Raw genomic sequence first — 25,569 nt, 5'->3', positions numbered from 1 at the left:
GTGAAATGGAATTACACAAATTTCATACATCCGTTTGAATTTCGGAAGAAGAGCCATTTCGCGATATTTTTTCGGGTTTTCGCCAGTTTTAGCGTCATTTAAAGGACATTTTCCTACCTGCAAGCGCTGATGTGCATAGCACGTGCTCGCCATGAAAATCGCCATCGGTCTGTAGCAGGTGCATCGATTGCCAAGGTTTTCTGGCATAATCCCGCCCCCCTATGACCGCCAGACAACCTTCATGATCGATTTATTCAGCGGACTGGATGCCTGGGTGTTGGTGAGCCTGCTGCTCGCCTTGACCTTCGTACTCGCCTTCGAGTTCATCAATGGCTTTCATGACACCGCCAACGCGGTAGCTACCGTCATCTATACCAAAGCCATGCCGCCGCACCTCGCCGTGTTCTTCTCCGGCGTGTTCAACTTCCTTGGCGTTCTGCTCGGCGGTGTCGGGGTGGCCTATGCCATCGTGCACCTGCTGCCGGTAGAGCTGCTGATCAACGTGAACACCGGACACGGCCTGGCCATGGTCTTCTCGCTGCTGGCTGCGGCCATCACCTGGAACCTGGGCACCTGGTACTTTGGCATCCCCGCTTCCAGCTCGCACACGCTGATCGGCTCCATTCTCGGCGTCGGTCTGGCCAACGCCCTGATCAACGACATTCCGCTGGGCGACGGCGTCAACTGGCAAAAGGCGATCGACATCGCCATGTCGCTGGTGGTCTCGCCAATGGCCGGCTTCGCCGTTGCCGCCCTGGTGCTGATCGGCCTGAAGTGGTGGCGCCCGCTGTCGAAGATGCACAAAACCCCCGACCAGCGCCGCAAACTCGACGACAAGAAGCACCCGCCATTCTGGAACCGCATGGTGCTGGTGGTTTCCGCCATGGGCGTCAGCTTCGTGCACGGTTCGAACGACGGCCAGAAAGGCATCGGCCTGATCATGCTGGTGCTCATCGGTATCGTCCCGGCCAAGTTCGTCCTCGACCTGAACAGCACCACCTACCAGATCGAACGTACCCGCGACGCCACCCTGCACATGAGCCAGTTCTATCAGCGCAACGCCGCCACCCTGGGCGAGTTCCTGGCGCTGGGCAAAGCCAAGGCCAGCGACCTGCCGGAGCAGTTCAGCTGCAACCCGCAGCAGACCGAGCCGACCATTGCCGCGCTGCAGGCCTCGCTGCAAGGCGTGACCGACTACCACAGCCTGAGTGCCGACAAGCGTGTCGAAGTGCGCCGCTACCTGCTGTGCCTGGATGACACGGCGAAGAAGGTTGGCAAGCTGCCAGGCCTGGAGGCCCGTGAAAAGGCCGACCTGGAAAAACTGCGCAAAGACCTTACTGCCACGACCGAATACGCCCCGTTCTGGGTGATCGTGGCCGTCGCCCTGGCCCTGGGCCTGGGCACCATGGTTGGCTGGAAGCGCGTGGTACTGACCGTCGGCGAGAAGATCGGCAAGCAGGGCATGACCTATGCACAGGGCATGTCGGCACAGATCACCGCGGCCTGCGCCATCGGCATGGCCAACGTGTTCGCCCTGCCGGTATCGACCACCCATGTGCTGTCGTCCGGCGTGGCCGGCACCATGGTCGCCAACAAAAGCGGCCTGCAAGGCGGCACCGTGAAGACCATCCTGTTGGCCTGGGTCCTCACCCTGCCGGCCTCGATGGGCCTGGCGGCCGGCCTGTTCTGGCTGGCGTCCAAAGCCATTGGCTGAGTGATACCGCAATGAATGAAGGCGCCCCCGTGGCGCCTTTTTCATGAGCGTTATTCCTGTGCCGGCCTGTTGACGGTGGTTCGGCGCGAAGAGGCCGGCACAGGCAGATCACCTCTTCTTGCCCCCCAGCAACGACCCCATCAACCCCCGCACCAGTTGCCGCCCCAGCTGATTGGCCGCCTGGCGCACCGCCGATTTGATCGCCTGCCCCGCCGCACTCTGCAAGAAGTCCCCCGCCTTGTCGGCAAAGCTCTCTTCATCCGCCTTCGGCTGCGGCGCCGGTTCCACGGCCTCGCCCTTGCGCTGGGTCAGCATTTCATACGCCGATTCGCGGTCCACCGGTTTGTCATAACGCCCCGCCAGCGGCGAAGCGGCAATCAGCGCACTGCGTTCAGCCGCAGACAATGGCCCGATACGCGACTGCGGCGGCGCAACCAGCACCCGCTGCACCATGGCCGGCGTGCCCTTCTCTTCCAGCGTACCCACCAGCGCCTCGCCAATCCCCAGCTCGGTCAACACTGCCAGGGTGTCGAACGCCGGGTTGGGGCGAAAGCCATCGGCCACCGCTCGCAACGACTTCTGCTCCTTGGCGGTAAAGGCCCGCAAGCCGTGCTGAATACGCAAGCCCAGCTGGGCCAACACCGCATCCGGCAGGTCGCCGGGCGACTGGGTAACGAAGTACACCCCCACACCCTTGGATCGAATGAGCCGCACCACCTGCTCCAGCCGGTCCTGCAACGCCTTGGGCGTGCCATTGAACAGCAAGTGCGCTTCATCGAAGAACAATGCCAGCACCGGTTTGTCGGCATCCCCGCGTTCGGGCAACTGCTCGAACAACTCCGCCAACAGCCACAGCAGGAAGGTGGCGTAAACCTTGGGCGCTTCGTGCACCAACCGGCTGGCATCGAGCAGGTGGATACGCCCACAGCCATCCGGGCCCGGCCGTAGCAGGTCTTCAAGCTGTAATGCCGGCTCACCGAACAGTGCCTCGGCGCCCTGCTGCTCCAGAGTCGCCAGCCGCCGCAACAACGCCTGGGTAGAGGCAGTGGTCATCAGCGCGCTGTCTTCACCCAGCAGTTGCGGGTTGTCCTTCAGGTGCGCGAGCAGCGCCTTGAGGTCTTTCAGGTCCAGCAGCAACAGGCCCTCCCGGTCGGCAACCTTGAAGGCAGCGTACAGCGCGGCTTGCTGGCTATCGGTCAGCTCCAGCAGGTTGCCCAGCAGCAGCGGCCCCATCTCACTGAGGGTGGTGCGCAAGGGGTGCCCGGACTGCCCCGCTATATCCCACAAGCTCACGGGATAGGCCCGAGGCGTATGCCCCAGCCAGGGCATGCCGGCGATGCGCTCGGCCACCTTGCCCTGTGGTGCACCGGCGGCCCCCAAGCCACAGAGGTCACCTTTGACGTCGGCCGCGAACACCGCCACCCCTGCGTCGCTGAACACTTCCGCCAGGTGCTGCAAGGTGACGGTCTTGCCCGTCCCCGTTGCACCTGCCACCAGACCGTGACGGTTAGCCAGCCGCATCGCTTGCCCTACTGGCTGGCCATCCGGGCCAGCACCTACAACGATGGTCGAAGATTCCGACATCTCATTAATCCTCTGCTCAAGCTTTACCTTAATTCGGCCGATACCTTTGGGTGATATTCGCCTTAATAGAGAGGAACAACCGAAAAGGGATATTTCGGGATGTTGCACTGCCTTGCGCTCCCCCGGAGCGAACGCCTGATATAACACCTTAGCGGAACCGATTACGCCATGAACAAAAGCCTTCGTTTCAGCCACAAGATTCTTTTGGCCGCATCACTGATCGTGATGCTCGCCTTCAGCCTTTTCACCCTCTACAACGATTACCTCCAGCGTAATGCGATCCGCGAGGACCTGGAAAACTATCTGGCTGAAATGGGCGCCTCCACGTCGACCAACATTCGCAACCTGTTCGAAGGCCGTATCAAACTGGTAGAGAACCTGGCGCAGAACATTGCCCAGGACCCGACCAACGCCGAAACACTGATGGGCCAGAATGCCCTGATTTCCAGCTTCCTTACCGTTTACCTGGGCAAAACCGACGGCGGCTTCAGCGTACGCCCGGACGCAAAGATGCCCGATGGCTACGACCCGCGCACCCGCCCCTGGTACAAGGACGGCATGAATGCGGCGGGCGCGACCCTGACCGAGCCGTACATCGACATGACCACCAACAAGATGGTCATTGGCATCCTCAGCAAGGTGTCCAGCAGTGTCGGCGTGGTGGGTGGCGACCTGGCCCTGGACGGCCTGGTGCAGATCATCAACTCGCTGAACTTTGGCGGCATGGGCTACGCCTTCCTGGTCAACGATCAGGGCAAGATCCTGGTGCACCCGGACAAAGACCTGGTGATGAAGTCGCTGTCGGACCTGTTCCCGCAGCACACGCCGAAACTGACCGGTGAACTGACCGAAGTGCAGAGCGATGGCCAGGCCCGCCTGCTGACCTTCACCCCGATCACCGGCCTGCCGTCGGCCAACTGGTACATCGGCCTGTCGGTGGACAAGGACAAGGCTTTCTCGATGCTCAGCACCTTCCGCACCTCGGCGGTGATCGCCACGGTGGTAGCGGTGGTGATCATCATCGGCCTGCTGGGCCTGCTGATCCGCGTATTGATGCAGCCGCTGCACACCATGACGCGCGCCATGGAAGACATTGCCGAAGGTGAAGGCGACCTGACCAAGCGCTTGCGCATTCACAACCACGACGAGTTCGGCATCCTCGGTAACGCCTTCAACCGGTTCGTAGAGCGCATTCACAGCAGCATCCGCGAAGTATCCTCAGCCACCGAGCAGGTCAACGAAGTGGCCCTGCGCGTGATCAGTGCGTCGAATTCGTCAATGACCAACTCTGACGAGCAGTCCAACCGTACCAACAGCGTGGCAGCCGCCATTAACGAACTGGGTGCCGCCGCCCAGGAAATTGCCGGCAACGCTGCCCAGGCTTCACAGCATGCAAGCTCCGCGCGCCTGCTAGCCGAGGAAGGCCAGCAGGTGGTCGAGCGCAACATAGCCGCGATGAACCGCCTGTCCGACCTGATCGTCACGTCCAGCGAGCATATCGAAACGCTGAACAGCAAGACCGTCAATATCGGCCAGATACTCGAAGTGATCACCAGCATTTCCCAGCAGACCAACCTGCTGGCGCTGAACGCCGCTATCGAGGCAGCCCGCGCCGGTGAAGCCGGGCGTGGCTTTGCCGTGGTCGCCGATGAAGTGCGCAACCTGGCGCACCGCACCCAGGAATCGGCGCAACAAGTGCAGACCATGATCGAAGAGCTCCAGGTCGGTGCCCGTGAGTCGGTCGAGACCATGGACCAGAGCCAGCGCCACAGCCAGGACAGCGTGCAGATCGCCAACCAGGCCGGTGAGCGGCTGGACAGCGTGACCGTGCGCATTGGCGAGATCGACGGCATGAACCAGTCCGTAGCTACTGCGACCGAAGAGCAGACCGCCGTGGTCGAGGCCATCAACATGGACATCAACGAGATCAACATGCTCAACCAGGAAGGCGTGGAGAACCTGCAGGCCACCCTGCGCGCCTGTTCTGACCTGGAGCAGCAAGCCGGCCGCCTTAAGCACCTGGTAGGCAGCTTCCGCATCTAAGCACGTACCGCGTCGCCTGCTTCGCGAGCAAGCCCGCTCCCCCAGAATCGCCACAACTCTCGAATATTGTGGTGGACCTGTGGGAGCGGGCTTGCCCGCGAAGAAGCCAACACCGCGTTCGAGGCCTGCACGCCCAACCCCGATCGAACAAACTATCCTTCTGAGAGGTCAACCTTTAGGCGCGTCATCGCCGGCCCGTTACCGCCGGATGACAGACCCGAAGACGATCCCGGAGGGATGCTGATCGTGCACATCGCCGACATCACCATGTTCTACGCCCCGGCCAGCGGTGGCGTACGTACTTATCTTGATGCCAAACACCGCCGCCTCGACGCCATCCAAGGCGTACGCCATAGCCTGTTGATTCCCGGCGCCAGCGCCCGGCATGCCGATGGCATCTTTCAGGTACCCGCCCCACCCCTGCCGTTTGGCAAGGGCTACCGCTTTCCGGTACGCCTGGCACCTTGGTGCAAGACGCTGCGCACGCTCAAACCCGACCTGATCGAAGTCGGCGACCCCTACCTGACCGCCTGGGCGGCACTGGAGGCAAGGCGCCAACTGGATGTGCCAGTGATCGGCTTCTACCATTCCGACCTGCCGTTGCTGGTCAGCAACCGCATGGGCAACTGGTTCACGCCCAATGTCGAGGCCTACGTGAGCAAGCTGTACGGCAATTTTGACCGGGTGCTGGCGCCCAGCCAGGTCATGGCGGACAAACTGCGCCGCCTGGGCATACGCAACGTGCATGTGCAACGCCTGGGCGTGGACCTGGCCACGTTCAACCCCGACCAGCGCGACCCACACTTGCGCGCGCAGTTGGGCATTGCCGACACCAGCCGCCTGTTGATTTACGCCGGCCGCGGCTCGCGGGAAAAGAACCTGCCGGTGCTGCTCGACTGCATACAGCAACTCGGCGCCCCCTACCACCTGGTGTTGGTAGGTTCGAACATGCCCGCCAACGTGCCACACAACGTCAGCGTCATCGACCACTTCTGCCCGGCTGCAGAGGTGGCCCGGCTGATGGCCAGCGCCGACCTGCTGGTGCACGCTGGCGACCAGGAAACGTTCGGCCTGGTCATTCTCGAAGCCATGGCCAGCGCAACGCCGGTGGTGGCCGTGCGCGCGGGTGCCTTTGGTGAAATCATCAATGATCAGTGCGGCATCCTGTGCCGCGCCAACGATGGCCGCGCCATGGCAACCGCTGTGCGCGAAGCGTTCGAGGCTGGCGTAGGCACGCTGGGTGCGCAGGCCCGTCGGCATGTAGAACAGCATTACTCGTGGGATAACGTGGTCGCGGGCCTGCTCCAGCACTACCAGGCCGTGCTCGGCTATCAGCCACAGGTGCGTGCCCATGCCTGAGCCCTCCTCCAGCCACCGCAGCCTCATGCTGGTACTGCATGATGTAGCCCCGGAAACCTGGCCGGACTACCAGCCCTTCGTAGAGGCCGTCGACGCGCTGGGCCACGTCCCCATGACATGGCTGGTGGTCCCGGACTTCCATCGGCGCAATCCGCTGCACCTGGCGCCCTCGTTCTGCCGTCTGCTGGACAAACGCCTGGCCAACGGGGACGAACTGGCGCTGCACGGCTACGCCCATGCGGACGAAGGGCCACCACCGCGCAGCCCCATCGACTACTTCATGCGGCGTATCTATACCCATGAAGGCGAGTTCTACAGCCTTGATGAAGCCGAAGCACTTACCCGCCTGCAGGAGGGCCTGGCATTGTTCGAGGGCCAAGGTTGGCCTGTGGCAGGGTTTGTCGCACCGGCCTGGCTCATGAGCCAGGGCACTCGGCAAGCGTTGCGTCGCCTGCCGCTGAAGTACACCAGCACACCACAGCACCTGTACCGTTTGCCTGACTTCATCCCTATCGATGCGCCGGGCCTTGTCTGGAGCGCCCGCAGTGCATGGCGTCGCACGTTGTCCCGCGTGCTGTGCGACTGGCAATGCCGTCGCTGGAAAGGCGCGACCACATTACGCCTGGGGCTGCACCCGGTAGACATGCGCCATCGCTCGTCCCGCGACTATTGGCTGCGAACACTGGAACAACTGCTGAAGGATGGCCGCGAACCGCTGACCAAATCGGCCTGGCTGGAGCGCCAGGTGGCAGCATGAACCGCTGGGCCTTGCTGATGCTGGCATTGTTGGGCGCAGCACTGGTGCCAGCGCTGTTGGGAGGTAGCCAACTGCTTCCCAGACTAAGCCGGTTCGACCCGCAACTGCTGGTCATATTGCTTGGCATGATTCTGTCGTGCTGGGTCATCAACACGCTGCGCTTGCGCTTGTTGCTGGGTGAGCAGGCAAAACAGTTAAGCCATGCACGCAGCCTCGGCGTGGTCATGGCCACGGAGTTTGCCATCTGCACGACCCCCGGTGGCAGTGGCGGGCCATTGACCCTGATGGCGCTGCTGGCGCGTCACCGCATCGGCCCGGCACGCAGCGGCGCCGTGTTCGCCATGGACCAGCTGAACGATCTGGCGTTCTTCTTCTGCGCAATGCTCGCGATAGCCGGCTACGCCTTGTTCCACAGCCTGGGCCGCAGCCAGGAAAGCATGCTGCTGGGCAGCGCACTGCTGCTATGCGCAGCACTGGTCGGGGTGATCGGGCTGTTGCGCTACCGACGCACGGTAATGCGCATGAACGGCAGGCTGCTGCAGCACTTGGGCGTAAGCCCGCCGCGCCAGCGCCGCTGGGCACGCAAACTGCTTCACTTCATCGATGCACTGGCGCAGACCTGGCGTCTGCCCAAACGCACCCTGAGCCTGGTATTCACCCTGACCTGCGTCCACTGGGGGCTGCGCTACAGCGTGCTGTACCTGGTATTGAGAGGGCTGGGTGTGGACCTGGCGTGGATCCCCAGCTTTCTGGTGCAGATGCTATCGCTCAGTGCTGGCCAGTTCAGCCTGTTGCCTGGAGGGGCGGGTGCCGCCGAGTTGACTTCAGCCAGCCTGCTGACGCCCTTGGTGGGCAGTTCGACCGCAGCGGCGGCGATCCTGATATGGCGGGCGGTTACTTACTACTTTTATCTGCTGGCGGGTGGGCCGGTGTTCGTGTGCCTGCTTGCGCGTCCGTTGCTGGAGCGCTGGCGACGTCAGGCGGGTTGAGCTGCTGCCAGAGTTCGGCGGCGCCAGGGAAATCGGTGCCGTCAGTGTCATCCAGGGCTTCGGGGTCGTAGCGGGCCAGGCAGCCTTCGCCGAGGGTGGGCGGGGGTGAAGCAGTGGGGGTGTTACGTTGCTTGGCCATGGGTATTCCTTTCAGGATTCCCGGGGGCGCTTTGCGCCCCAGAGTCTCAGCGCCAACCGGCCAGTGTCAGTCAAACACCACAGTCTTGTTGCCATGCACCAGCACCCGGTCTTCCAGGTGATAACGCAGGCCACGGGCCAGCACCATCTTTTCTACATCGCGGCCAAAGCGGACCATGTCTTCGATGCTGTCGGCATGGCTGACGCGTACCACGTCCTGCTCGATGATCGGGCCGGCGTCCAGCTCTTCGGTAACGTAGTGGCAGGTCGCACCGATCAGCTTCACGCCACGCAGAGCGGCCTGATGGTAAGGCTTGGCACCGACGAAAGACGGCAGGAAGCTGTGGTGAATGTTGATCACCTTCTCGGCATAGTCCTGGCACAGTTGCGGCGGCAGGATTTGCATATAGCGGGCCAGCACCACCACATCAGCAGCATGCTCATTGACCAGGCGCGACACTTCGGCAAAGGCCGGGGCCTTGTCCTTGGGGTCGACCGGTACATGGAAGAACGGAATACCGTGCCACTCGACCATGCTGCGCAGGTCGTTGTGGTTGGAGATCACGCAGGGGATCTCGCAGTCCAGTTCGTCTGTATGCCAGCGATGCAGCAGGTCGGCCAGGCAGTGCGACTCGCGGCTGGCCATCAGCACCACGCGCTTTTTCTGCGCCGAGTCGGTAATGCGCCAGGTCATGGAGAACTCTTCGGCAATTGGCGCAAACGCCTCGCGGAAGGCTTCGATACCGAACGGCAGCGATTCGGCGCGGATTTCATGGCGCATGAAGAACCAGCCGCTGTGCTCATCAGAGTGGTGGCTGGCCTCGTTGATCCAGCCATTGTACAAGGCCAGGAAATTACTGACTTTCGCCACGATGCCTACGCGGTCGGGGCAGGCGATCACCAGACGATAGGTGCGCATGAATGAGACTCCAGAACTTCGCAAAGGCGCCTATTCTAGCGGCCCGACAGAAAAAACGCAGTATTGATCGCAGCCGCGTGGGTCTATGCAGGTCTGCAAACGCAGCGGCACGCCTTGTCTGACAGACATGACGAAATAGCGGGCCTTTATGTAAATTTTTGTTCACGTGGAGAAATGTTGTCACAGCTTAATTAACAGTTAATTGCCCAATAGCATGTTTACTTGCGACTATCGGCTGTCTATTATTGCCCCACACATTTCTGAACACGCATTAAGGAACACTCCATGTCCCTGATCAACGAGTACCGCGCCACCGAAGAAGCCATCAAGGAACTTCAGGCCCGCCTGGCCAACCTGTCGCAGGATGACAAGCTGAAGAAAGAACTGGAGTTCGAAGGCAAACTGCGCGCACTGATGGGCGAGTACTCCAAGTCGCTGCGCGACGTGATTGCCCTGCTCGACCCAGAGTCGAAACTGAGCAAGGCACCTCGTGGTGCGATCAAGGCTGTTGCCACCAAGCGTGCACGCAAGGTCAAGCAATACAAAAACCCGCACAACGGTGAAGTGATCGAAACCAAAGGCGGCAACCACAAAACCCTGAAAGAGTGGAAAGCCACTTGGGGTGGCGATGTGGTTGAAAGCTGGGCGACCCTGCTGGACTGATTGTCCATCTACGCCTTTTGCTTATCGCAACAAAAACGCCGGCACATCGCCGGCGTTTTTGTTTGTCTGGTGATCAGCCAACTGCAAATTGTGCCTGCAATTGCCGGGCATGCACTTGCCAAGCCTCCAGCACACGCCGGCCCGCTTCGTCAGCGCCCTCCCAGGCTTGCTGGCGTGCCTGCTCAAAGTCACCCAGCGTATTCGGTGCCCCCCATCGCGGGTCGCTCAGGCGCTGCTGGCAGAAGCCATGCCAGCGCTGGCGCTCTTCGCTGTTCAAGGTGTCGGGGAAATTACGCGCCCGGTAGCGGAACAGCAGTTCGGGCAAGCGCGGGTCATCGAACATCCAGTGCCCATGGCTCAACTGCGCCGGTTCCAGCGCACGAACTTGCTCGCATAAGCGCCGGTCACGGTCGCCAATAAAACCCTCGTACAATTGCTGTTCCGGGTCCGCACTCGGGACAAACTCATCCTTGCCATAGATGTGCTCCAGCTTGTCTTGCCATTGCGCCTGTTGATTGGCCAACTCTTCACCGCGCAATTGTAAAAACGTCAAGTCCAGGCCCAATCGCTGTTGATCGACCGGGCGCAGTACCGACAACGGCGCCAGTACCGGGCAGCGATTGATCTGTACCAGTTTGAGCGGTACCGGTAATTCACCCTCGGCCAATTCATCATGCCGGGTGTACAAACGCTGGCGCAAAACTTCAGCACTTTCCCGTCGTAACGGTAGGGTTTCCTGATGCAGGTCGCACACAATCAGTGCATTGCGATTACGCGGGTGCCAGGCCAGTGGCAAAACGACACCCAGGTAATTACGCGCCGCCGAAAAGCGCCCGGATATATGCACCAGCGGCTGTAACAAACGGATTTGCTCCATCACTTTATGCTTACTGCGTAACTGGAACAGCCAGTCATACAATTTTGGCTGCTTCTGCCGAATCAGGCGAGCCAGGGCAATGGTTGCCCGTACGTCGGAAAGCGCTTCGTGGGCATGCCCGTGATCGATGCCATTGGCCTTGCTCAGCAGCTCCAGGCGCAGGCTGGTGCGGCCGTCCTGCTGCGGCCATTCAATACCCTCCGGGCGCAGGGCATAGGCAGTACGCACGATATCGATCAGGTCCCAGCGGCTGTTGCCGCCCTGCCACTCACGGGCATAAGGGTCGAAAAAGTTGCGGTACAGGCTGTAGCGGGTCACTTCGTCGTCAAAGCGCAGGGTGTTGTAGCCGGCACCACAGGTGCCCGGTTGAGCCAGCTGGGCATGCACCCGGGTCATGAACTCGGCTTCGCACAGCCCCTGCTCGGCCAACAGCTGTGGCGTGATGCCGGTCACCAGGCAAGCGGCCGGATGCGGCAGGATATCGTCAGAGGGCCGGCAGTAAAGGCTGATCGGCTCGTCAATCTCGTTGAGGTCAAAGTCAGTGCGAACACCGGCCACCTGCAGTGGGCGGTCGCAGCGCGGGTTGATGCCGGTGGTTTCGTAGTCGTGCCAGAAAATGCTGGAGGTCACGGGGTCGTCCTGTATCGAGGTCGACCCGATTCTAGCGTAGCCTCAGACAGAAGCGTTGGCGGGGTGGAAACTGAAGTAATCACGCAACGAATGCACGAACTCGTCGTATTCGCGCGGGGCCTGCAGCAGCATGAAGCCCGAATCATAGTGCCCAGGCGTCAGGTCTTCGCGGCACCACAGGCAACTGGCGGTGAGATTGACGAACTGATGCCCCCCGCCGACCAACGGCATGCGCAGTTGCAGCTCGTAATCCGGCCCGACCAGCACGGGGAGCTGGCTGATGACCATCAAGCCATCTTCGGAGGCATTGCCTAGCTGGCCGATTTCCTGGTTGGTAAACCGGTTGAACACCTTGAGGACACAAGGCAGCTGATGGCGTTCGATGTGGCGCTTGTTGAACATGATCGCAAGTGTATTCCGTACCTGATGCCAGGAATACAAGGAACTGGCGGTTGTTGTAACAGCTGAGTTACAGATTAGCGCAGCACGCGCTGCAAATCTCGTGAAATAAACAACACCTTGGTGTTAGCGCCAAGGTACGGTCGTCGCCGGCTTGGCCACCGCCGTTTCACCGCCGCGCAAATGGCCCAGTTTCTCCAGCGTCTGCAGGCGGGCCTGGGCGCGATAGGCATACTCGTTGCCCGGGTACTGCTGGATCAGGTACTGATAGGTCTGCGCGGCATCCACATAAAGCGCCTGGCGCTCCAGGCATTGGCCGCGTAGCAGCGACACCTCGGGGTGGATAAATGGCCGCGCACGGCTGGTGCGGTCGACCTGCGACAGCTCCAGCATGACCCGGGCGCAATCGCCACGGTCGTAGGCACGGTAGGCATTGTTCAGGTGGTGGTCCATGGACCAGCGGGTACAGCCGACGACGCTGGCGGCCAGGGCTAAAACGATCAGGGCTCGCATGGGGATCTCCTTTGATGCCTGTTTATCGGCCAACGCCAACAAATCTTCACAGCGTTTTGCAAGCATACCCTGCCCGTTCAAATGCCACCCTGCCTTGGTCGCAGGTAGTGCAACGGAACAATGACTACAGCGAGATTCAGGAGTAGCCTTTCGCTGCGCTTCACTATAGGAGTCTGTGCATGAGCATCCGCCGTACCAAAATCGTCGCCACCCTTGGCCCCGCCAGCAACTCGCCGGAAGTGATCGAACAGCTGATCCTCGCCGGCCTGGACGTGGCACGTCTGAACTTCTCCCACGGCACTCCGGACGAGCACAAGGCCCGCGCGCGCCTGATCCGTGACATCGCCGCCAAGAACGGCCGCCATGTAGCATTGCTGGGCGACCTGCAGGGTCCGAAGATCCGCATCGCCAAGTTCGCCAACAAGCGCATCGAATTGAAGATCGGTGACAAGTTCACCTTCTCTACCGCCCACCCGCTGACCGAAGGCAACCAGGACATCGTCGGTATCGACTACCCCGACCTGGTCAAAGACTGCGGCGTCGGTGACGAACTGCTGCTGGACGATGGCCGCGTGGTCATGCGCGTCGAAACCGCCACTGCAGATGCCCTGCACTGCGTGGTGATCATCGGTGGCCCGCTGTCGGACCACAAAGGCATCAACCGCAAAGGTGGCGGCCTGACCGCACCGGCCCTGACCGAAAAAGACAAGGCCGACATCAAGCTGGCGGCGGAAATGGACCTGGACTACCTGGCCGTGTCCTTCCCGCGTGACGCCAGCGACATGGAATACGCGCGCAAGCTGCGTGACGAAGCCGGTGGCAGCGCCTGGCTGGTGGCCAAGATCGAACGCGCCGAAGCGGTTGCCGACGACGAGACCCTCGACAAGCTGATCGCCGCCTCCGACGCGGTGATGGTTGCCCGTGGCGACCTGGGCGTGGAAATCGGCGATGCCGAGCTGATCGCCATCCAGAAGAAGATCATCCAGCACGCCCGCCGCAACAACAAAGCGGTGATCGTGGCGACCCAGATGATGGAGTCGATGATCCAGAATCCGATGCCGACCCGTGCCGAAGTGTCCGACGTGGCCAACGCCGTGCTGGACAATACCGACGCGGTGATGCTGTCGGCTGAAAGTGCTGCAGGTTCGTACCCGATCGAAGCCGTTCAGGCCATGGCCCGCATCTGCCTGGGCGCTGAAAAGCACCCGACGAGCCAGAAGTCCAGCCACCGCCTGCACACCACCTTCGAGCGTTGCGACGAAAGCATCGCCCTGGCGGCCATGTACACCGCCAACCACTTCCCGGGCGTGAAGGCGATCATCGCCCTGACCGAAAGCGGCTACACCCCGCTGATCATGTCGCGCCTGCGTTCGCACGTGCCGATCTTCGCCCTGTCGCCGCACCGCGCCACCCAGGCACGCGCCAACATGTTCCGTGGCGTGTACCCGATCGCCTTCGACCCGGCTTCGCTGCCGGCCGACAAGGTGAGCCAGGCCGCAGTCGACGAACTGCTCAAGCGTGGCTTGGTGGAGCAAGGTGACTGGGTGATTCTGACCAAGGGTGACAGCTACCACACCATCGGTGGCACCAACGGCATGAAGATCCTGCACGTTGGTGACCCGCTGGTCGGCTGATAGCCCTCGGGGTCCGCTTGACGGCCTCATCGCGACCTTCGGTCGCTCCTACAGGGGATCGCAATTCTCTGTAGGAGCGACCGAAGGTCGCGATGAGGCCGGTACAATCAACACATGCCTCAGGCATGCTCGACAAATACATCGGCAAACACCTGCCCCCGCGGCACCCCGGCAATGAACAGCCGCCGGGCAAACCGCTCGACACTCCCCGGTGCCCCACACACCAGTACCACCGTCTGCCGTGACGTCGGCCGTAACCCCGCCAGCGCCTCCTCCATCTGCTCCGCCAATACCAACCCGACAGTCACACCTGCCAATTCCTGCAACGGCCCAGCCAGATAATGCCCGGCGCTGTCCCCCGCCACATGCAGCACCCGAATCTCGCCGCGATGCCCCTGCCGCACCGCCTCGCGCAGGATGCCCCACAACGGCGCAAGCCCGGTGCCCGCAGCCAGCAGCCATAGAGGCCGATCCTGCCAGTCCGGATCGTAATGCAACGCACCGCCTCTGAACTCACCCAGGCGCAGCACATCACCCAGCCGCAAGCCACGGGCCTTGTCGCAGAAAGCGCCAGGGCGCTGGCAATCGATGTGGAACTCCAGAAAGTCCTCTTCCCCCGGCAGACTGGCCAGCGAATACGGCCGCGCCACCGAACCATTCCACAACACCACATGCTGCCCCGCCTGGTAACGCACCGCCCGCTCAGGCCGCAGCCGCACGCGCAATACATCACCGAACCAGTCCAACGCACAGACATGGGCCGGCACGCCATCGCGCTGCGGGTCGAACAACGCTACTTGCAGGTCTTCGACCACCCGGCACTGGCAGGCCAGGCGCCAGCCCAGGGCATGCTTGTCCAGCGCCAGGGCCTCGGGCAAGGCATCCAGCGGTTGCCCGGCCAGGCAATGCACCAGGCAGGCATGGCAACTGCCGGCGCGGCAGCTGTAAGGCACGTTGAGCCCGGCATCGTTCAAGGCATCGAGCAGGTTGCTGCCGGTTGGCACCGCCCAGCGGCGCTCGCCCACGCAAAGTTCGGGCATGGTTGGTCGTTCTCCACAAATCACAGTCCACTGTAAGCCAAGCGCGCAATGGCAGCAAAAAGGATGCCCAACCACTGCCGACCATGGTCCAGACCGGCCGCAGGTGTGCCCGGCACGGATGCGCGCTATACTGCCGCGCCTTTTTCCGTCGGCCTGACCTGCCGGCGCCTTGCAAGGCGCTTCGACACGCTGGTCGGCACCGTCGAGCGCCTTAATGAATGTTCCCGTCTTTAAGAGGAGCGCGCTGCATGACCGTGATCAAGCAAGACGACCTGATTCAGAGCGTCGCCGACGCCCTGCAATTCATTTCGTACTACCACCCCGTCGATTTCATCCAGGCCATGCACGAGGCCTACCTGCGTGAAGAGTCGCCCGCTGCTCGCGATTCCATCGCCCAGATCCTGATCAACTCGCGCATGTGCGCCACCGGCCACCGCCCGATCTGCCAGGACACCGGTATCGTCACCGTGTTCGTGCGCGTGGGCATGGACGTGCGCTGGGACGGCGCTACCCTGAGCGTCGACGACATGATCAACGAAGGTGTGCGTCGCGCCTACAACCTGCCGGAAAACGTCCTGCGCGCTTCGATCCTGGCCGACCCGGCCGGTGCCCGCAAGAACACCAAGGACAACACCCCAGCGGTCATCCACTACTCGATCGTCCCTGGCGACAAAGTGGAAGTGGACGTGGCTGCCAAAGGCGGTGGTTCCGAGAACAAGTCGAAGATGGCCATGCTCAACCCGTCCGACTCGATCGTCGACTGGGTACTGAAAACCGTCCCGACCATGGGCGCTGGCTGGTGCCCGCCTGGCATGCTCGGCATCGGCATCGGCGGTACCGCCGAGAAAGCCGCCGTCATGGCCAAGGAAGTGTTGATGGAGTCCATCGACATCCATGAGCTGAAAGCCCGTGGCCCGCAGAACCGCCTGGAAGAAATCCGTCTGGAGCTGTTCGAGAAGGTCAACCAGCTGGGCATCGGCGCCCAGGGCCTGGGTGGCCTGACCACCGTGCTCGACGTCAAGATCATGGATTATCCGACTCACGCCGCCTCGCTGCCGGTGTGCATGATCCCCAACTGCGCCGCTACCCGCCACGCCCATTTCGTGCTCGATGGCTCCGGCCCGGCCGAGCTGGAAGCACCGTCGCTGGACGCTTACCCGGAAATCGTCTGGGAAGCCGGCCCGAGCGCCCGTCGCGTCAACCTCGACGACATCACCCCGGAAGAAGTCGCCAGCTGGAAGCCGGGCGAGACCATCCTGCTCAACGGCAAGATGCTGACCGGCCGCGATGCTGCGCACAAGCGCATGGTCGAGATGCTCAACCGTGGCGAAGAGCTGCCAGTAGACCTGAAAGGCCGCTTCATCTACTACGTAGGCCCGGTCGACCCGGTCGGTGACGAAGTGGTAGGCCCAGCCGGCCCGACCACCGCTACCCGCATGGACAAGTTCACCCGCCAGATCCTTGAGCAAACCGGCCTGCTGGGCATGATCGGCAAGTCCGAGCGTGGCCCGACCGCCATCGAAGCGATCAAGGACAACAAAGCCGTCTACCTGATGGCCGTGGGTGGCGCTGCCTACCTGGTGGCCCAGGCCATCCGCAAGTCGAAGGTCCTGGCCTTCGCCGAGCTGGGCATGGAAGCGATCTACGAGTTCGAGGTCAAGGACATGCCGGTGACCGTTGCCGTAGACAGCAACGGTGAGTCGGTACACATCACTGGCCCTGCCCTGTGGCAGAGCAAGATTGCCCAGAGCCTGGCAGTCGAAGTGAAGTAAGCCTGATGTAACTGCGGCGGCCCCTTCGCGGGCTTGCCCACTCCCACAGGGACAGCGCAGGCCTCAGGGCTATGCGATACCTGTGGGAGCGGGCAAGCCCGCGAAGGGGCCGTCGTTGTTTCCACAGGACTCTAGGTACAGGCCGCCACGCTGCTCAAATCGGCAGCTCCTTGAGCCAGTAGGACATCAGTTTGTCGGTGCTTTCCGTATCATCCAGGTCTCGCCAGGCAAAGCTTGTGCGCAACGATGGGTCGTGCAGAAAACCACGGTTACGCCAGAAGCCGTGCAATGGTTTGTAGTCTGCTGGCCGTCTGGGGTGCACGCCTGGCCGCTCGACCGCACAGAATGCGCAGTAATCAAATTCGGCCAGCTTGTGCGCGTAAGATTCACGTTCGATGAAGAAGCGCACCCCCAGGCCCTGACCACGGTATTCCGGCAGTACCAGCGACCCACCGAAGTAGTACACGCTGGCCGGGTCACGCCCTTGGGCCAGGAACGGCTGCTGGAACTCGGGGGCTACATCCACCAATGGCAAGCCGGTGGAGGCGCCAACCACCTTGCCGTTGTCCAGTGCCAGCACCGCCAGGCTGCGCCCGGAGCGGGCATAGGTAGCGAGGTGGTCGGCCTCGTATTCCGGAGTGCCGTCGTAAAGGTAGGGGAACTCGCGAAACACGCTAAGGCGCAGGCGAGCAAGGTCATCGATGTAAGGCGCGATAGCGGCGCCGTGCAACAGGCGTATTTCCATGCTTGGCGGTCGTTTTGTCGATGTGGATGACGCGCTCGGCTAAGCCGGGCTTGAGGGGAAACCCTATCATCCGGGGCGACGACCGGCCTTTTCCCTACACGACAGGTACTGTTCCATGACCGCTACCGAACTGGTAAATGCTTACTATGCCGCCTTCAACGCCGGTGACATGCAGGGCTTTCTGGCACTGCTCAGCGAGGATGTGATCCACGACATCAACCAGGGTGAGCGGGAGATGGGCAAGGCCCGGTTTGCCGCGTTCATGGACAAGATGAACCGCTGCTACCGCGAGCGCCTGGCCGACATCGTGGTGATGCAGAACGCCGATGGCAGCCGTGCGGCGGCAGAGTTCACGGTACACGGTGAATACCTGGCCGATGACGAAGGACTGCCAGCGGCCAACGGGCAGACCTATGTGCTGTCGGCGGGGGCCTTCTTCTATATCCACTGCGGCAAGATTGCCCGGGTGACCAACTACTGCAACCTCAATGACTGGGTTGAGCAGGTTGCCTAAGCCTGTACCGGCCTCTTCGCGGGCAAGCCCGCGAAGGGGCCCGGTCAGGCAATACGAGTGCCTAACACCTTGAGGAAGGCAGCCAGCCACGCAGGGTGCGCTGGCCATGCCGGTGCGGTCACCAGATTGCCATCCACATGGGCCTGGTCCACCGCAATATCAATGAACGTCCCACCCGCCAACCGCACTTCCGGCGCACAGGCCGGGTACGCGCTGCATTCACGCCCTTCCAGCACACCCGCCGCCGCCAGCAATTGGGCGCCATGGCACACCGCCGCAATCGGCTTGCCGGCCTGGTCGAACGCCCGCACCAGCTCCAGCACTTTTTCATCCAGGCGCAGGTACTCTGGCGCACGGCCCCCGGGGATCAACAGTGCGTCATAACGCTCGGCCCGCACCCGCACGAAGTCGTAATTCAGGGCAAAGTTGTGCCCCGGCTTTTCGCTGTAGGTCTGCTCACCCTCAAAATCATGAATGGCGGTGCGTACCGTCTGCCCCGCCAGTTTTTCCGGGCACACCGCATGCACCGTGTGGCCGACCATGCTCAAGGCCTGGAACGGCACCATCGCCTCGTAGTCCTCGACGTAATCGCCCACCAGCATCAGGATCTTCTTCGCCGTCATCGCACCCACTCCTTCGGTTAACAGATACTGCACGATAGCCGCTGTCAGTCACGGCGGTCGAGCAGGTTGACCACCAGCCGGTCGATCCATCCCCAGATCCGCTGCTTCACCCTGCGCCACAGCGGCCGGGCATGCCAGTGATCGAGGTCGACTTCCTCGCTCAAGGCAAAGTCACGCTCGAAGCTGGCCACCACCGCCGCCGTCAGTGGCGGGTCCAGCGCCTCGATGTTGGCTTCAAGGTTGAAGCGCAGGTTCCAGTGGTCGAAGTTGCACGAACCGACGCTGACCCAGTCATCGACCACGGCCATCTTCAGGTGCAGGAAGCACGGTTGGTACTCGAAAATCCGCACCCCGGCACGCAGCAGCCGTGGGTAGTAGCGGTGCCCGGCGTAGCGTACCGACGGGTGGTCCGTACGTGGGCCGGTCAGCAACAGGCGCACATCAAGCCCTTTGCTGGCAGCACGGCGTAACGAACGGCGCACGCTCCAGGTCGGCAGAAAGTAAGGTGTGGCCAGCCATACCCGCTGCTTGCCACTGTTCAGCGCCCGCACCAACGAATGCAGAATGTCCTGGTGCTGGCGGGCGTCGGCATAGGCCACTCGCCCCATGCCTTGCCCTTGCGCAGGCAGTTTGGGCAGGCGCGGCAGGCCAAAGCCTTCGGCGGGGCGCCAGGCAGTGCGGCGGTTGTTGGCGGACCACTGGCGGTCAAACAGCAGTTGCCAGTCGGTAACCACCGGCCCCTGGATCTGCACCATCACCTCATGCCATTCGCTGGTCGCATCGCCCGGCGTCCAGAACTCGTCGGTAACACCCGTGCCGCCCACCACTGCCCAGCGTTCATCCACCAGCAGCAGTTTGCGGTGGTCGCGGTACAGGTTGCGCAGGCCGCGCTTCCAGCGCAGGCGGTTATACCAACGCAGGTACACGCCGGCGTCCAGCAGGCGCTGGCGCAAGGTGCTGTTGAACGCCAGCGAGCCATAGTCATCGAACAGGCAGCGCACCCGTACACCGCGCCGTGCGGCCTGTTCCAACGCCTCGACCACGGCTTCGGCACACGCGCCAGCCTCGACCAGATACAACTCCAGATCGACCTGGAACTCAGCACGCACGATCGCCGTGAGCATGCGCGGAAAGAACTCGGGGCCGTCGATCAGCAGTTCGAACTGGTTGCCATCCCGCCAGGGGAAGACCGGCCCCGGCATGTCAGCGGGCGTTGAAGATCAGCACCGCGCTAACCGGCACCGACGGGTTGATGGACTTGAGCCCGGCGAGCTTGCGCAGGGTTTGCAGCCCAGGCAGCAGGCCGAAATCCTCGGCACGTAGCACCAGGGGTTCGAGGGTTACCACCTGAAAGCGTCGTTCATCCAGACGCGTGGCCAGCAGCAGGGCGTTGTAGCTGTGCGACTGGCCATGCAGGGTAACGGTAAGCGGCAGGCGCAGTTCGATCTGGGCACCGTTGGCCAGGTCGTTGATTGGCCGCAGGTCCAGTTGCGCCTGCACCTTGGCTTCGGCAAAACGCTCGACCTCGAACAGGTCGTCACGCATACGCTCGTCACGCAGCGGGATGCCGCTGCTAACCGAATCCATCTCGATACTCAGGCCGGCCGCGCCCTTGCGGTCGACCTTGCCATGCAGCACCAGAAAGCGATGCACCTCGGCCGTGTCACCGTTCTTGCCGGTAATGAACGACAGGCGCGACGATTCGCCATCGAGGTGCCAATTGGCGTGGGCGGGCAGGCACAAAGCCAGCAGCAGGGCGGGCAAAAGACGGGGCAGCTTGAACATGACAGATCTCGTGAAACCAGGCCGCCAACCTTACCCGCCCGCCTTCATGGCAGCAAGCGGCAGCCCTCGCGCGGGCCCAGCCAGGCAGCCTGGTTGCGCCGCCCCAGGCCCTCGGCAATGATGTGCCGCTGCGGGGTGTTTTCTTCAAGCAGGCTCAGCGGCAGCCACTGTTTTACATAGCCTTGGCAATACGCCTGCTCGAAGCCCATGACGAAGCGGCACGAGCAGTATTCCTTGGCCGAGTAGGCCGAGAGGATACCGGGGAAGTCTGCCAGGGCCTGACGCTCGTACCAGGACCAGAACACCAGCCCTGGCAACACCAGTAGCAGTACGCGCTTCATGCCCCCTCCCCGGCCAGTGCGGCCAGCACTCGCTTGAGCAGTTCGTCATGCTGGTAAGCGCCGTCCCGGTCATCGGCATAGCGCACGATCACCAGCTTTTGCGTGGGCAAGATGTACAGCGCCTGGCCCCAATGGCCCAGGGCGGCGAAGGTGTCTGCGGGCGCATTTGGCCAGGGCCGCGTAGCGCCGGCCAACGGCTGGTTGAGCCACCAGTGGCCGCCTGGGTTGGCCTCTGCGGGGACAGGTTCGGCATGGGCAAACGGTGTACGGTTGAAGGCCACCCAGGCCTTGGGTAGCAGTTGCCGACCTTGCCACCGCCCCTCCCGTTGCATCAGCAAGCCGATACGGGCCAGGTCACGGGCACTGAGGTAGAGGTAGGAAGAGCCCACGTAGGTGCCCGCCTGGTCACGTTCCCACACCGCGCCGTCGATACCCAGCGGGGTGAATAATGCGTGCCAGGGGTATTCGGCGTACTGCCCGGCATCGAGCATGCCGCGCAGTGCGGCGGCCAGCAGGTTGCTGTCGCCACTGGAATAGAGGAACCGCTGGCCGGGGCTGGCCGTCGCACCCCGTGCTGCCGTGTAGGCCGCCATGTCTTCGTGGCCACGGGTATACAGCATGGCCACCACCGAGGACTTGAGCGGGGCATATTCGTAGTCTTCCTGCCAGTCCAGGCCACTGGCCCAGTGCAGCAGGTCGGTCATGCGCACGCCCGGGTGGGTGCGCATGGCGGGATAGAAGCGTGTAACCGGATCTTGCAGCTGGAAGCGTCCCTCTCCTTGTGCCACGCCCATCAGCGTGGCGAGCACGCTTTTGCTGACCGACCAGGTCAGGTGTGCGGTGGCGGCAGTGGTGGGGGCCGCATAGCGTTCGTGGAGGATGCGGCCGTCGCGGATGATCAGCAGGGCGTCGGTGCGGATGCCGCTGCGATCAGGGGTGCGGGCGGGGAAGGCGTAAGTGTCGACGGCTTGCCAGTTGAGGGTGTCAGGGTCGGTCTGCCACTGCGGATCAGGCCAGTCCTCGGCCTCGGCGGTTGCCATAGCCATGCAAAAAAGCAGCAGCAGACCTTTCAGCATCCGGTTCAAGGCTCGCAAATTTGGGGCTGCTGCGCAGCCCCTGGAGTCAGAAGTTCATGAAAAACTATCAGGCATTCATGACAATCCCGTAGCAGCCCAAGCTTTGTTCAGCCGCTTCTCCCGGGCCGCCGCCGCCAGCCCCATCACCCCTTGGTCGCGCTGCCAGATCTGCGCCCAATGCGCCGGCCCCGCTGCCAGTGCCGCATCAACCTCCCCCCGCAACGCCTGGAACTGCGCAAACAACCCACCCAGCAGCAAATGGCACCCCACACTGTCGGCACACTGCCGGCTGCCCTCGGCACACCCGGCCAGCAACCCAATCAATTGCAGCCGCAAACCCTGCGGCCAGGCGCACTCCTGTCCGACGCCATATAACCAGGCCGTCAACGCCGCCAGCACATACAAGTCTTCCAGCGAGCGGAACGGTTTCACATAGGCATCCCAACCGTCACCGGCCAGCAACTCGCATGCGGCCTGCTCCAGCACCAGCCGGCCATGGCCCACTTCCGGCATCAACGGCAGGACTGGTAGCGGCTCCAGCGTTACTCCCGGCTCCCCGGGATAGACCACCGCCAGGTTCAACTGCGGCGCCGCGCCAGGCGCCTCGCTACGTGCCGCCACCAGTAGCCACTCGGCATCCAGCCCGGCCGTGACGAAATCCTTGCTGCCCGTGAGCCGCAAGTGGTCGAGCCGCGTATGCATGTCCGCTGGCCGCACGCTGCGCCGCTCGGTGGCGCACAGGGCGCCGAGGCTTGGCGGGGCACTGGGCCACAGCACGCGCAAGGCTGCCTGGTAACCCACCAGGAACGCCAGGCCCGGCGTGGCCATCGCACGCCCGCCCAACACCGCCAGTTCAAAAGGGGCAACCGGGCCGAGGCGCTCAAGCAGCACGGCGTAGGTTTCGCCCAGGGTGCCCGCCAGCGCTTGGCGAAGCGGGTCGTTCAGTCGTTGCAACCAGGCCATGTGACGGCTCCTTGCTGGGGCTTTCTGGTCAAGGTTCTAGGGGTGTCACGCAAGCATCACCAAAGATTCACAGGGGTGACACCGCGCCTACCTAGGCTGACTTTGCACAACAAAGCCGACCGGCCGCAACCCTTCATGGCTGGCTTATGGAGACTCGCAATGACTCGGATCGCTCTCTCTGGCGACAACAGCACTGAACGCCGTCTGCAAGCCGAACGCCTGGTTGGCGCCACGGCGCTGCAAGAGGCCCAGGCCCTGCGCTACAAAGTGTTCAGCGCAGAATTCAAGGCCAAGCTCAAGGGTGCCGAGCAAGGTCTGGACATGGACGACTACGACGTGCATTGCCGCCATATCGGTGTTCGCGACCTGAGCACCGGCGAGCTGGTCGCCACCACCCGTCTGCTCGACCACCAGGCCGCCAGCAGCCTGGGCCGCTTCTACAGTGAAGAAGAATTCCGTCTGCACGGTCTTTTGCAGCTGCAAGGGCCCATCCTCGAACTGGGCCGTACCTGCGTCGCCCCCGACTACCGCAACGGCGGCACCATCGCCGTGTTGTGGGGCGAACTGGCCGAAGTGCTCAACGAGGGCCGCTACAGCTACCTGATGGGCTGTGCCAGCATCCCCATGCAAGACGGCGGCGTGCAGGCCCATGCCGTGATGCAGCGCCTGCGTGATCGTTACCTGTGCACCGAGCACCTGCGCGCCGAGCCGAAGAACCCGCTGCCGAACCTGGCCCTTCCGGGTAACGTCATCGCCGAAATGCCACCGTTGCTCAAGGCCTACATGCGCCTGGGTGCAAAAATTTGCGGCGAGCCGTGCTGGGACGAAGACTTCCAGGTGGCTGATGTCTTCATCCTGCTCAAGCGCGACGAACTGTGCCCGCGCTACGCGCGCCACTTCAAGGCGGCCGTCTGATGCCGAAGCTGCGGGTAATGGCCCGCCTGGCTCGACTGCTGCTGGTGCTGTTGCTGGGCATGTTGATGGCCTGCCTGATCGCCCTTGGCGAACGCTTGGGCTACAAGGCCACCATCGCACGCCGCCAGCGCTGGACCTGCCTGTTCATGAAGCGCCTGGTCGCCGCCCTGCCCTTCGACGTGCGGGTGGTGGGCGAACTGCCGCAGCGGCCGATGCTATGGGTGAGTAACCATGTTTCCTGGACCGACATCCCCTTGCTGGGCATGCTGCTGCCGCTTTCGTTCCTGTCCAAAGCCGAAGTGCGTCACTGGCCGGTGGCCGGCTGGCTGGCGGAAAAAGCCGGAACGCTGTTCATTCGACGTGGCGGTGGCGACAGCCAGCGCCTGCGCGAGCAGATCGCCGGGCAACTGGGCCTGGCCCGGCCGCTGCTGATCTTCCCCGAAGGCACCACCACCTGCGGTCGCACCTTGCGCACCTTCCACGGCCGGCTGCTGGCAGGCGCCATCGACCGGGGTGTGGCGGTGCAGCCGGTGGCTATCCAGTACTTGCGCGATGGCCAGATCGACCCGATTGCGCCGTTCATTGGCGATGACGATTTGGTGTCACACCTGATGCGCCTGTTCGCCCAGCCACGGGGGGAGGTTTGCATTCACCTGCTGGCGCCAATTGGCAGTGTAGGTAAAGAGCGGGCGGTGCTGGCGTTGCAGGCGCAACAGGTGATTCACCTGGCGTTGTTCGGGGTGGAAGAAGTCGAAGCAGTGCCACGGCGGCAGGCGCGGGCTGCCTGATACGTTTGCACTGTCGGCGCTGGCCTCTTCGCGGGCTTGCCCGCTCCCACAGGGCCCGCGCATATATTGAGAACTGCGCCGTACCTGTGGGAGCGGGCGAGCCCGCGAAGAAGCCAATACAAAACTAACTGTCAGACATCCGCCCCGCCGCCGCAAACGCCTGCAACTGCGGGTAAAACTCCCGGAAGTCCGCCATCAGCGGCTCATACAGCCGTTCCAGCTCCCCCATCACACCGGCCATCCCTTCCGGCCGGGACAGTCTCCGGGCAATGCCGTTGAACACCTGCTCCAGCGTGGCAAACTCGCCATACGCCCCCAGCCAGTCATCAGCCGCCATGAACGGCGCAATCCGTGCCAGCCGCCCCGGCAGCTCGGGCTCCGCCAACAACACCCGATAAAAATCCCCGGTGAACTGCGCCAGCGGCTGCTCGGCATAGTCCTGCCAATGCCGCGCCAGGCAATGATCAAAAAACACGTCCAGCACAATGCCCGCAAAGCGCCGCCGCTCGCGCGCAAACCGCGCCAGTGCAGCCAGCACCAACGGGTGCTGATCGGTGTAGCTGTCGATATGCCGGTGCAACCGTATGGCCGCTTCCAGCGCAGGCGGGAAGCGCCCTTCCAGCGAGCCTTTGACAAAGTCGCCATATAGGCTGCCAAGCAGTTGTTGCGGCGCCGGGCCGCCCAGGTGCAGGTGCGCAAGGTAGTTCATGCGCGCAGTCTAGCACCCCTTGCGCCTATATCGTCATAACGCGATATAGCGATTCGTGCTCAGCTCAGAACCTCTTCAT

At 62.7% G+C, this 25,569-nt stretch carries 25 protein-coding genes and 1 pseudogene; 12 read left to right on the top strand and 14 right to left on the bottom strand.

The window, feature by feature from the left end; translation table 11 throughout:
* The first annotated feature begins 241 nt into the window (after positions 1–241).
* Positions 242–1,714: an inorganic phosphate transporter gene (locus D906_RS13085; RefSeq protein WP_025753929.1), complete on the top strand. Its 1,473-nt coding sequence runs from the start codon at positions 242–244 to the stop codon at positions 1,712–1,714.
* Positions 1,715–1,822: 108 nt separating this feature from the next.
* Here the strand turns inward: D906_RS13085 and D906_RS13080 are convergent, their stop codons facing one another.
* Complete coding sequence (locus tag D906_RS13080) at positions 1,823–3,298, bottom strand: helicase HerA-like domain-containing protein (RefSeq protein ID WP_027615394.1); 1,476 nt, start codon at positions 3,296–3,298, stop codon at positions 1,823–1,825.
* Positions 3,299–3,466: 168 nt separating this feature from the next.
* On the opposite strand from D906_RS13080, the pseudogene D906_RS27035 reads away from it, so the two are divergent.
* The 5 genes and pseudogenes from D906_RS27035 to D906_RS13055 form a co-directional block, all read left to right on the top strand.
* Positions 3,467–4,483, top strand: a pseudogene (locus D906_RS27035) (cache domain-containing protein); the annotation flags it as partial.
* Between the two features lie 93 nt (positions 4,484–4,576).
* Positions 4,577–5,341: a methyl-accepting chemotaxis protein gene (locus D906_RS27030; RefSeq protein ID WP_371105072.1), complete on the top strand. Its 765-nt coding sequence runs from the start codon at positions 4,577–4,579 to the stop codon at positions 5,339–5,341.
* 237 nt (positions 5,342–5,578) lie between these two features.
* A complete protein-coding gene (locus D906_RS13065) occupies positions 5,579–6,700 on the top strand; it encodes a glycosyltransferase family 1 protein (protein ID WP_019099609.1) in 1,122 nt (373 codons plus the stop codon).
* On the top strand, positions 6,693–7,457 hold the full coding sequence (locus D906_RS13060) for a DUF2334 domain-containing protein (RefSeq protein ID WP_019099610.1): 765 nt from the start codon (positions 6,693–6,695) through the stop codon (positions 7,455–7,457). The genes D906_RS13065 and D906_RS13060 overlap by 8 nt, the downstream gene beginning before the upstream one ends.
* Entirely contained in the window at positions 7,454–8,446 is a 993-nt protein-coding gene (locus tag D906_RS13055) for a lysylphosphatidylglycerol synthase transmembrane domain-containing protein (protein ID WP_019099611.1), read from the top strand. Before D906_RS13060 ends, D906_RS13055 begins: the two co-directional genes overlap by 4 nt.
* Before the next feature lie 205 nt (positions 8,447–8,651).
* Here D906_RS13055 and purU read toward each other — a convergent pair whose 3' ends face one another.
* Positions 8,652–9,503, bottom strand: coding sequence for a formyltetrahydrofolate deformylase (purU, locus tag D906_RS13045; protein WP_016713625.1), 852 nt, complete (start codon positions 9,501–9,503; stop codon positions 8,652–8,654).
* 285 nt (positions 9,504–9,788) lie between these two features.
* On the opposite strand from purU, the gene mvaT reads away from it, so the two are divergent.
* Positions 9,789–10,166: a histone-like nucleoid-structuring protein MvaT gene (gene mvaT / locus D906_RS13040; RefSeq protein WP_019099612.1), complete on the top strand. Its 378-nt coding sequence runs from the start codon at positions 9,789–9,791 to the stop codon at positions 10,164–10,166.
* Positions 10,167–10,239: 73 nt separating this feature from the next.
* Here the strand turns inward: mvaT and sbcB are convergent, their stop codons facing one another.
* The 3 genes from sbcB to D906_RS13025 all read right to left on the bottom strand — a co-directional run bounded on the left by sbcB (position 10,240) and on the right by D906_RS13025 (position 12,585).
* Positions 10,240–11,673, bottom strand: coding sequence for an exodeoxyribonuclease I (gene sbcB / locus D906_RS13035; RefSeq protein WP_027615393.1), 1,434 nt, complete (start codon positions 11,671–11,673; stop codon positions 10,240–10,242).
* Positions 11,674–11,715: 42 nt separating this feature from the next.
* Positions 11,716–12,075: a PilZ domain-containing protein gene (locus tag D906_RS13030; protein WP_025753934.1), complete on the bottom strand. Its 360-nt coding sequence runs from the start codon at positions 12,073–12,075 to the stop codon at positions 11,716–11,718.
* A 123-nt stretch (positions 12,076–12,198) separates the two neighbouring features.
* Complete coding sequence (locus D906_RS13025) at positions 12,199–12,585, bottom strand: hypothetical protein (protein ID WP_019099615.1); 387 nt, start codon at positions 12,583–12,585, stop codon at positions 12,199–12,201.
* A gap of 179 nt (positions 12,586–12,764) precedes the next feature.
* Between D906_RS13025 and pyk the strand changes: the two genes are divergently transcribed.
* Positions 12,765–14,219: a pyruvate kinase gene (gene pyk / locus D906_RS13020; protein WP_016713620.1), complete on the top strand. Its 1,455-nt coding sequence runs from the start codon at positions 12,765–12,767 to the stop codon at positions 14,217–14,219.
* A gap of 119 nt (positions 14,220–14,338) precedes the next feature.
* On the opposite strand, the gene D906_RS13015 is transcribed toward pyk, so the two are convergent.
* Positions 14,339–15,259: an iron-sulfur-binding ferredoxin reductase gene (locus D906_RS13015; RefSeq protein WP_027615392.1), complete on the bottom strand. Its 921-nt coding sequence runs from the start codon at positions 15,257–15,259 to the stop codon at positions 14,339–14,341.
* A 248-nt stretch (positions 15,260–15,507) separates the two neighbouring features.
* Here D906_RS13015 and D906_RS13010 point away from each other — a divergent pair, with 248 nt between their 5' ends.
* Positions 15,508–17,031: a fumarate hydratase gene (locus D906_RS13010; RefSeq protein ID WP_012274004.1), complete on the top strand. Its 1,524-nt coding sequence runs from the start codon at positions 15,508–15,510 to the stop codon at positions 17,029–17,031.
* A gap of 154 nt (positions 17,032–17,185) precedes the next feature.
* Here D906_RS13010 and D906_RS13005 read toward each other — a convergent pair whose 3' ends face one another.
* Positions 17,186–17,776, bottom strand: a complete 591-nt coding sequence (locus D906_RS13005; RefSeq protein ID WP_019099616.1) for a GNAT family N-acetyltransferase — start codon at positions 17,774–17,776, stop codon at positions 17,186–17,188.
* Positions 17,777–17,891: 115 nt separating this feature from the next.
* Between D906_RS13005 and D906_RS13000 the strand changes: the two genes are divergently transcribed.
* Positions 17,892–18,290 carry a nuclear transport factor 2 family protein gene (locus tag D906_RS13000; protein ID WP_025753935.1) on the top strand — a complete coding sequence of 133 codons (399 nt, stop codon included), beginning with the start codon at positions 17,892–17,894 and terminating at the stop codon, positions 18,288–18,290.
* Between the two features lie 44 nt (positions 18,291–18,334).
* Here the strand turns inward: D906_RS13000 and D906_RS12995 are convergent, their stop codons facing one another.
* The 6 genes from D906_RS12995 to D906_RS12970 all read right to left on the bottom strand — a co-directional run bounded on the left by D906_RS12995 (position 18,335) and on the right by D906_RS12970 (position 23,078).
* Positions 18,335–18,913: a DJ-1/PfpI family protein gene (locus D906_RS12995; RefSeq protein WP_016713616.1), complete on the bottom strand. Its 579-nt coding sequence runs from the start codon at positions 18,911–18,913 to the stop codon at positions 18,335–18,337.
* A gap of 44 nt (positions 18,914–18,957) precedes the next feature.
* Positions 18,958–20,115 (bottom strand): phosphatidylserine/phosphatidylglycerophosphate/cardiolipin synthase family protein, encoded by a 1,158-nt coding sequence (locus D906_RS12990; RefSeq protein WP_025753936.1) that lies wholly within the window; start codon positions 20,113–20,115, stop codon positions 18,958–18,960.
* A 1-nt stretch (position 20,116) separates the two neighbouring features.
* A complete protein-coding gene (locus D906_RS12985) occupies positions 20,117–20,698 on the bottom strand; it encodes a YceI family protein (protein WP_027615391.1) in 582 nt (193 codons plus the stop codon).
* Positions 20,699–20,742: 44 nt separating this feature from the next.
* On the bottom strand, positions 20,743–21,039 hold the full coding sequence (locus tag D906_RS12980; RefSeq protein ID WP_027615390.1) for a hypothetical protein: 297 nt from the start codon (positions 21,037–21,039) through the stop codon (positions 20,743–20,745).
* Positions 21,036–22,115 carry a serine hydrolase gene (locus D906_RS12975; RefSeq protein WP_033694651.1) on the bottom strand — a complete coding sequence of 360 codons (1,080 nt, stop codon included), beginning with the start codon at positions 22,113–22,115 and terminating at the stop codon, positions 21,036–21,038. The genes D906_RS12980 and D906_RS12975 overlap by 4 nt, the downstream gene beginning before the upstream one ends.
* A 75-nt stretch (positions 22,116–22,190) precedes the next feature.
* On the bottom strand, positions 22,191–23,078 hold the full coding sequence (locus D906_RS12970) for an acyl-CoA dehydrogenase (protein ID WP_027615388.1): 888 nt from the start codon (positions 23,076–23,078) through the stop codon (positions 22,191–22,193).
* A gap of 159 nt (positions 23,079–23,237) precedes the next feature.
* Here D906_RS12970 and olsB point away from each other — a divergent pair, with 159 nt between their 5' ends.
* A complete protein-coding gene (gene olsB / locus D906_RS12965) occupies positions 23,238–23,993 on the top strand; it encodes an L-ornithine N(alpha)-acyltransferase (protein ID WP_016713610.1) in 756 nt (251 codons plus the stop codon).
* Complete coding sequence (locus D906_RS12960) at positions 23,993–24,781, top strand: lysophospholipid acyltransferase family protein (RefSeq protein ID WP_019099621.1); 789 nt, start codon at positions 23,993–23,995, stop codon at positions 24,779–24,781. The genes olsB and D906_RS12960 overlap by 1 nt, the downstream gene beginning before the upstream one ends.
* A 124-nt stretch (positions 24,782–24,905) precedes the next feature.
* Here the strand turns inward: D906_RS12960 and D906_RS12950 are convergent, their stop codons facing one another.
* Positions 24,906–25,490, bottom strand: a complete 585-nt coding sequence (locus D906_RS12950; protein ID WP_019099622.1) for an ACP phosphodiesterase — start codon at positions 25,488–25,490, stop codon at positions 24,906–24,908.
* Positions 25,491–25,569 lie beyond the last annotated feature (79 nt).

It is taken from the genome of Pseudomonas sp. LAIL14HWK12:I1 (genome assembly GCF_003202095.1).
Classification (GTDB): domain Bacteria; phylum Pseudomonadota; class Gammaproteobacteria; order Pseudomonadales; family Pseudomonadaceae; genus Aquipseudomonas; species Aquipseudomonas monteilii.
This window is presented reverse-complemented; position numbering and strand designations above follow the sequence as displayed.

What these genes read in the sequence shown, in the direction of transcription:
- D906_RS13085 (WP_025753929.1), top strand. Translation starts at nt 242, where the DNA reads ATGATCGATTTATTCAGCGGACTGGATGCCTGGGTGTTGGTGAGCCTG.
- D906_RS13080 (WP_027615394.1), bottom strand. Translation starts at nt 3,298, where the DNA reads ATGTCGGAATCTTCGACCATCGTTGTAGGTGCTGGCCCGGATGGCCAG.
- D906_RS27030 (WP_371105072.1), top strand. Translation starts at nt 4,577, where the DNA reads ATGACCAACTCTGACGAGCAGTCCAACCGTACCAACAGCGTGGCAGCC.
- D906_RS13065 (WP_019099609.1), top strand. Translation starts at nt 5,579, where the DNA reads ATGCTGATCGTGCACATCGCCGACATCACCATGTTCTACGCCCCGGCC.
- D906_RS13060 (WP_019099610.1), top strand. Translation starts at nt 6,693, where the DNA reads ATGCCTGAGCCCTCCTCCAGCCACCGCAGCCTCATGCTGGTACTGCAT.
- D906_RS13055 (WP_019099611.1), top strand. Translation starts at nt 7,454, where the DNA reads ATGAACCGCTGGGCCTTGCTGATGCTGGCATTGTTGGGCGCAGCACTG.
- purU (WP_016713625.1), bottom strand. Translation starts at nt 9,503, where the DNA reads ATGCGCACCTATCGTCTGGTGATCGCCTGCCCCGACCGCGTAGGCATC.
- mvaT (WP_019099612.1), top strand. Translation starts at nt 9,789, where the DNA reads ATGTCCCTGATCAACGAGTACCGCGCCACCGAAGAAGCCATCAAGGAA.
- D906_RS13030 (WP_025753934.1), bottom strand. Translation starts at nt 12,075, where the DNA reads ATGTTCAACAAGCGCCACATCGAACGCCATCAGCTGCCTTGTGTCCTC.
- D906_RS13025 (WP_019099615.1), bottom strand. Translation starts at nt 12,585, where the DNA reads ATGCGAGCCCTGATCGTTTTAGCCCTGGCCGCCAGCGTCGTCGGCTGT.
- pyk (WP_016713620.1), top strand. Translation starts at nt 12,765, where the DNA reads ATGAGCATCCGCCGTACCAAAATCGTCGCCACCCTTGGCCCCGCCAGC.
- D906_RS13015 (WP_027615392.1), bottom strand. Translation starts at nt 15,259, where the DNA reads ATGCCCGAACTTTGCGTGGGCGAGCGCCGCTGGGCGGTGCCAACCGGC.
- D906_RS13010 (WP_012274004.1), top strand. Translation starts at nt 15,508, where the DNA reads ATGACCGTGATCAAGCAAGACGACCTGATTCAGAGCGTCGCCGACGCC.
- D906_RS13005 (WP_019099616.1), bottom strand. Translation starts at nt 17,776, where the DNA reads ATGGAAATACGCCTGTTGCACGGCGCCGCTATCGCGCCTTACATCGAT.
- D906_RS13000 (WP_025753935.1), top strand. Translation starts at nt 17,892, where the DNA reads ATGACCGCTACCGAACTGGTAAATGCTTACTATGCCGCCTTCAACGCC.
- D906_RS12995 (WP_016713616.1), bottom strand. Translation starts at nt 18,913, where the DNA reads ATGACGGCGAAGAAGATCCTGATGCTGGTGGGCGATTACGTCGAGGAC.
- D906_RS12990 (WP_025753936.1), bottom strand. Translation starts at nt 20,115, where the DNA reads ATGCCGGGGCCGGTCTTCCCCTGGCGGGATGGCAACCAGTTCGAACTG.
- D906_RS12985 (WP_027615391.1), bottom strand. Translation starts at nt 20,698, where the DNA reads ATGTTCAAGCTGCCCCGTCTTTTGCCCGCCCTGCTGCTGGCTTTGTGC.
- D906_RS12980 (WP_027615390.1), bottom strand. Translation starts at nt 21,039, where the DNA reads ATGAAGCGCGTACTGCTACTGGTGTTGCCAGGGCTGGTGTTCTGGTCC.
- D906_RS12975 (WP_033694651.1), bottom strand. Translation starts at nt 22,115, where the DNA reads ATGCTGAAAGGTCTGCTGCTGCTTTTTTGCATGGCTATGGCAACCGCC.
- D906_RS12970 (WP_027615388.1), bottom strand. Translation starts at nt 23,078, where the DNA reads ATGGCCTGGTTGCAACGACTGAACGACCCGCTTCGCCAAGCGCTGGCG.
- olsB (WP_016713610.1), top strand. Translation starts at nt 23,238, where the DNA reads ATGACTCGGATCGCTCTCTCTGGCGACAACAGCACTGAACGCCGTCTG.
- D906_RS12960 (WP_019099621.1), top strand. Translation starts at nt 23,993, where the DNA reads ATGCCGAAGCTGCGGGTAATGGCCCGCCTGGCTCGACTGCTGCTGGTG.
- D906_RS12950 (WP_019099622.1), bottom strand. Translation starts at nt 25,490, where the DNA reads ATGAACTACCTTGCGCACCTGCACCTGGGCGGCCCGGCGCCGCAACAA.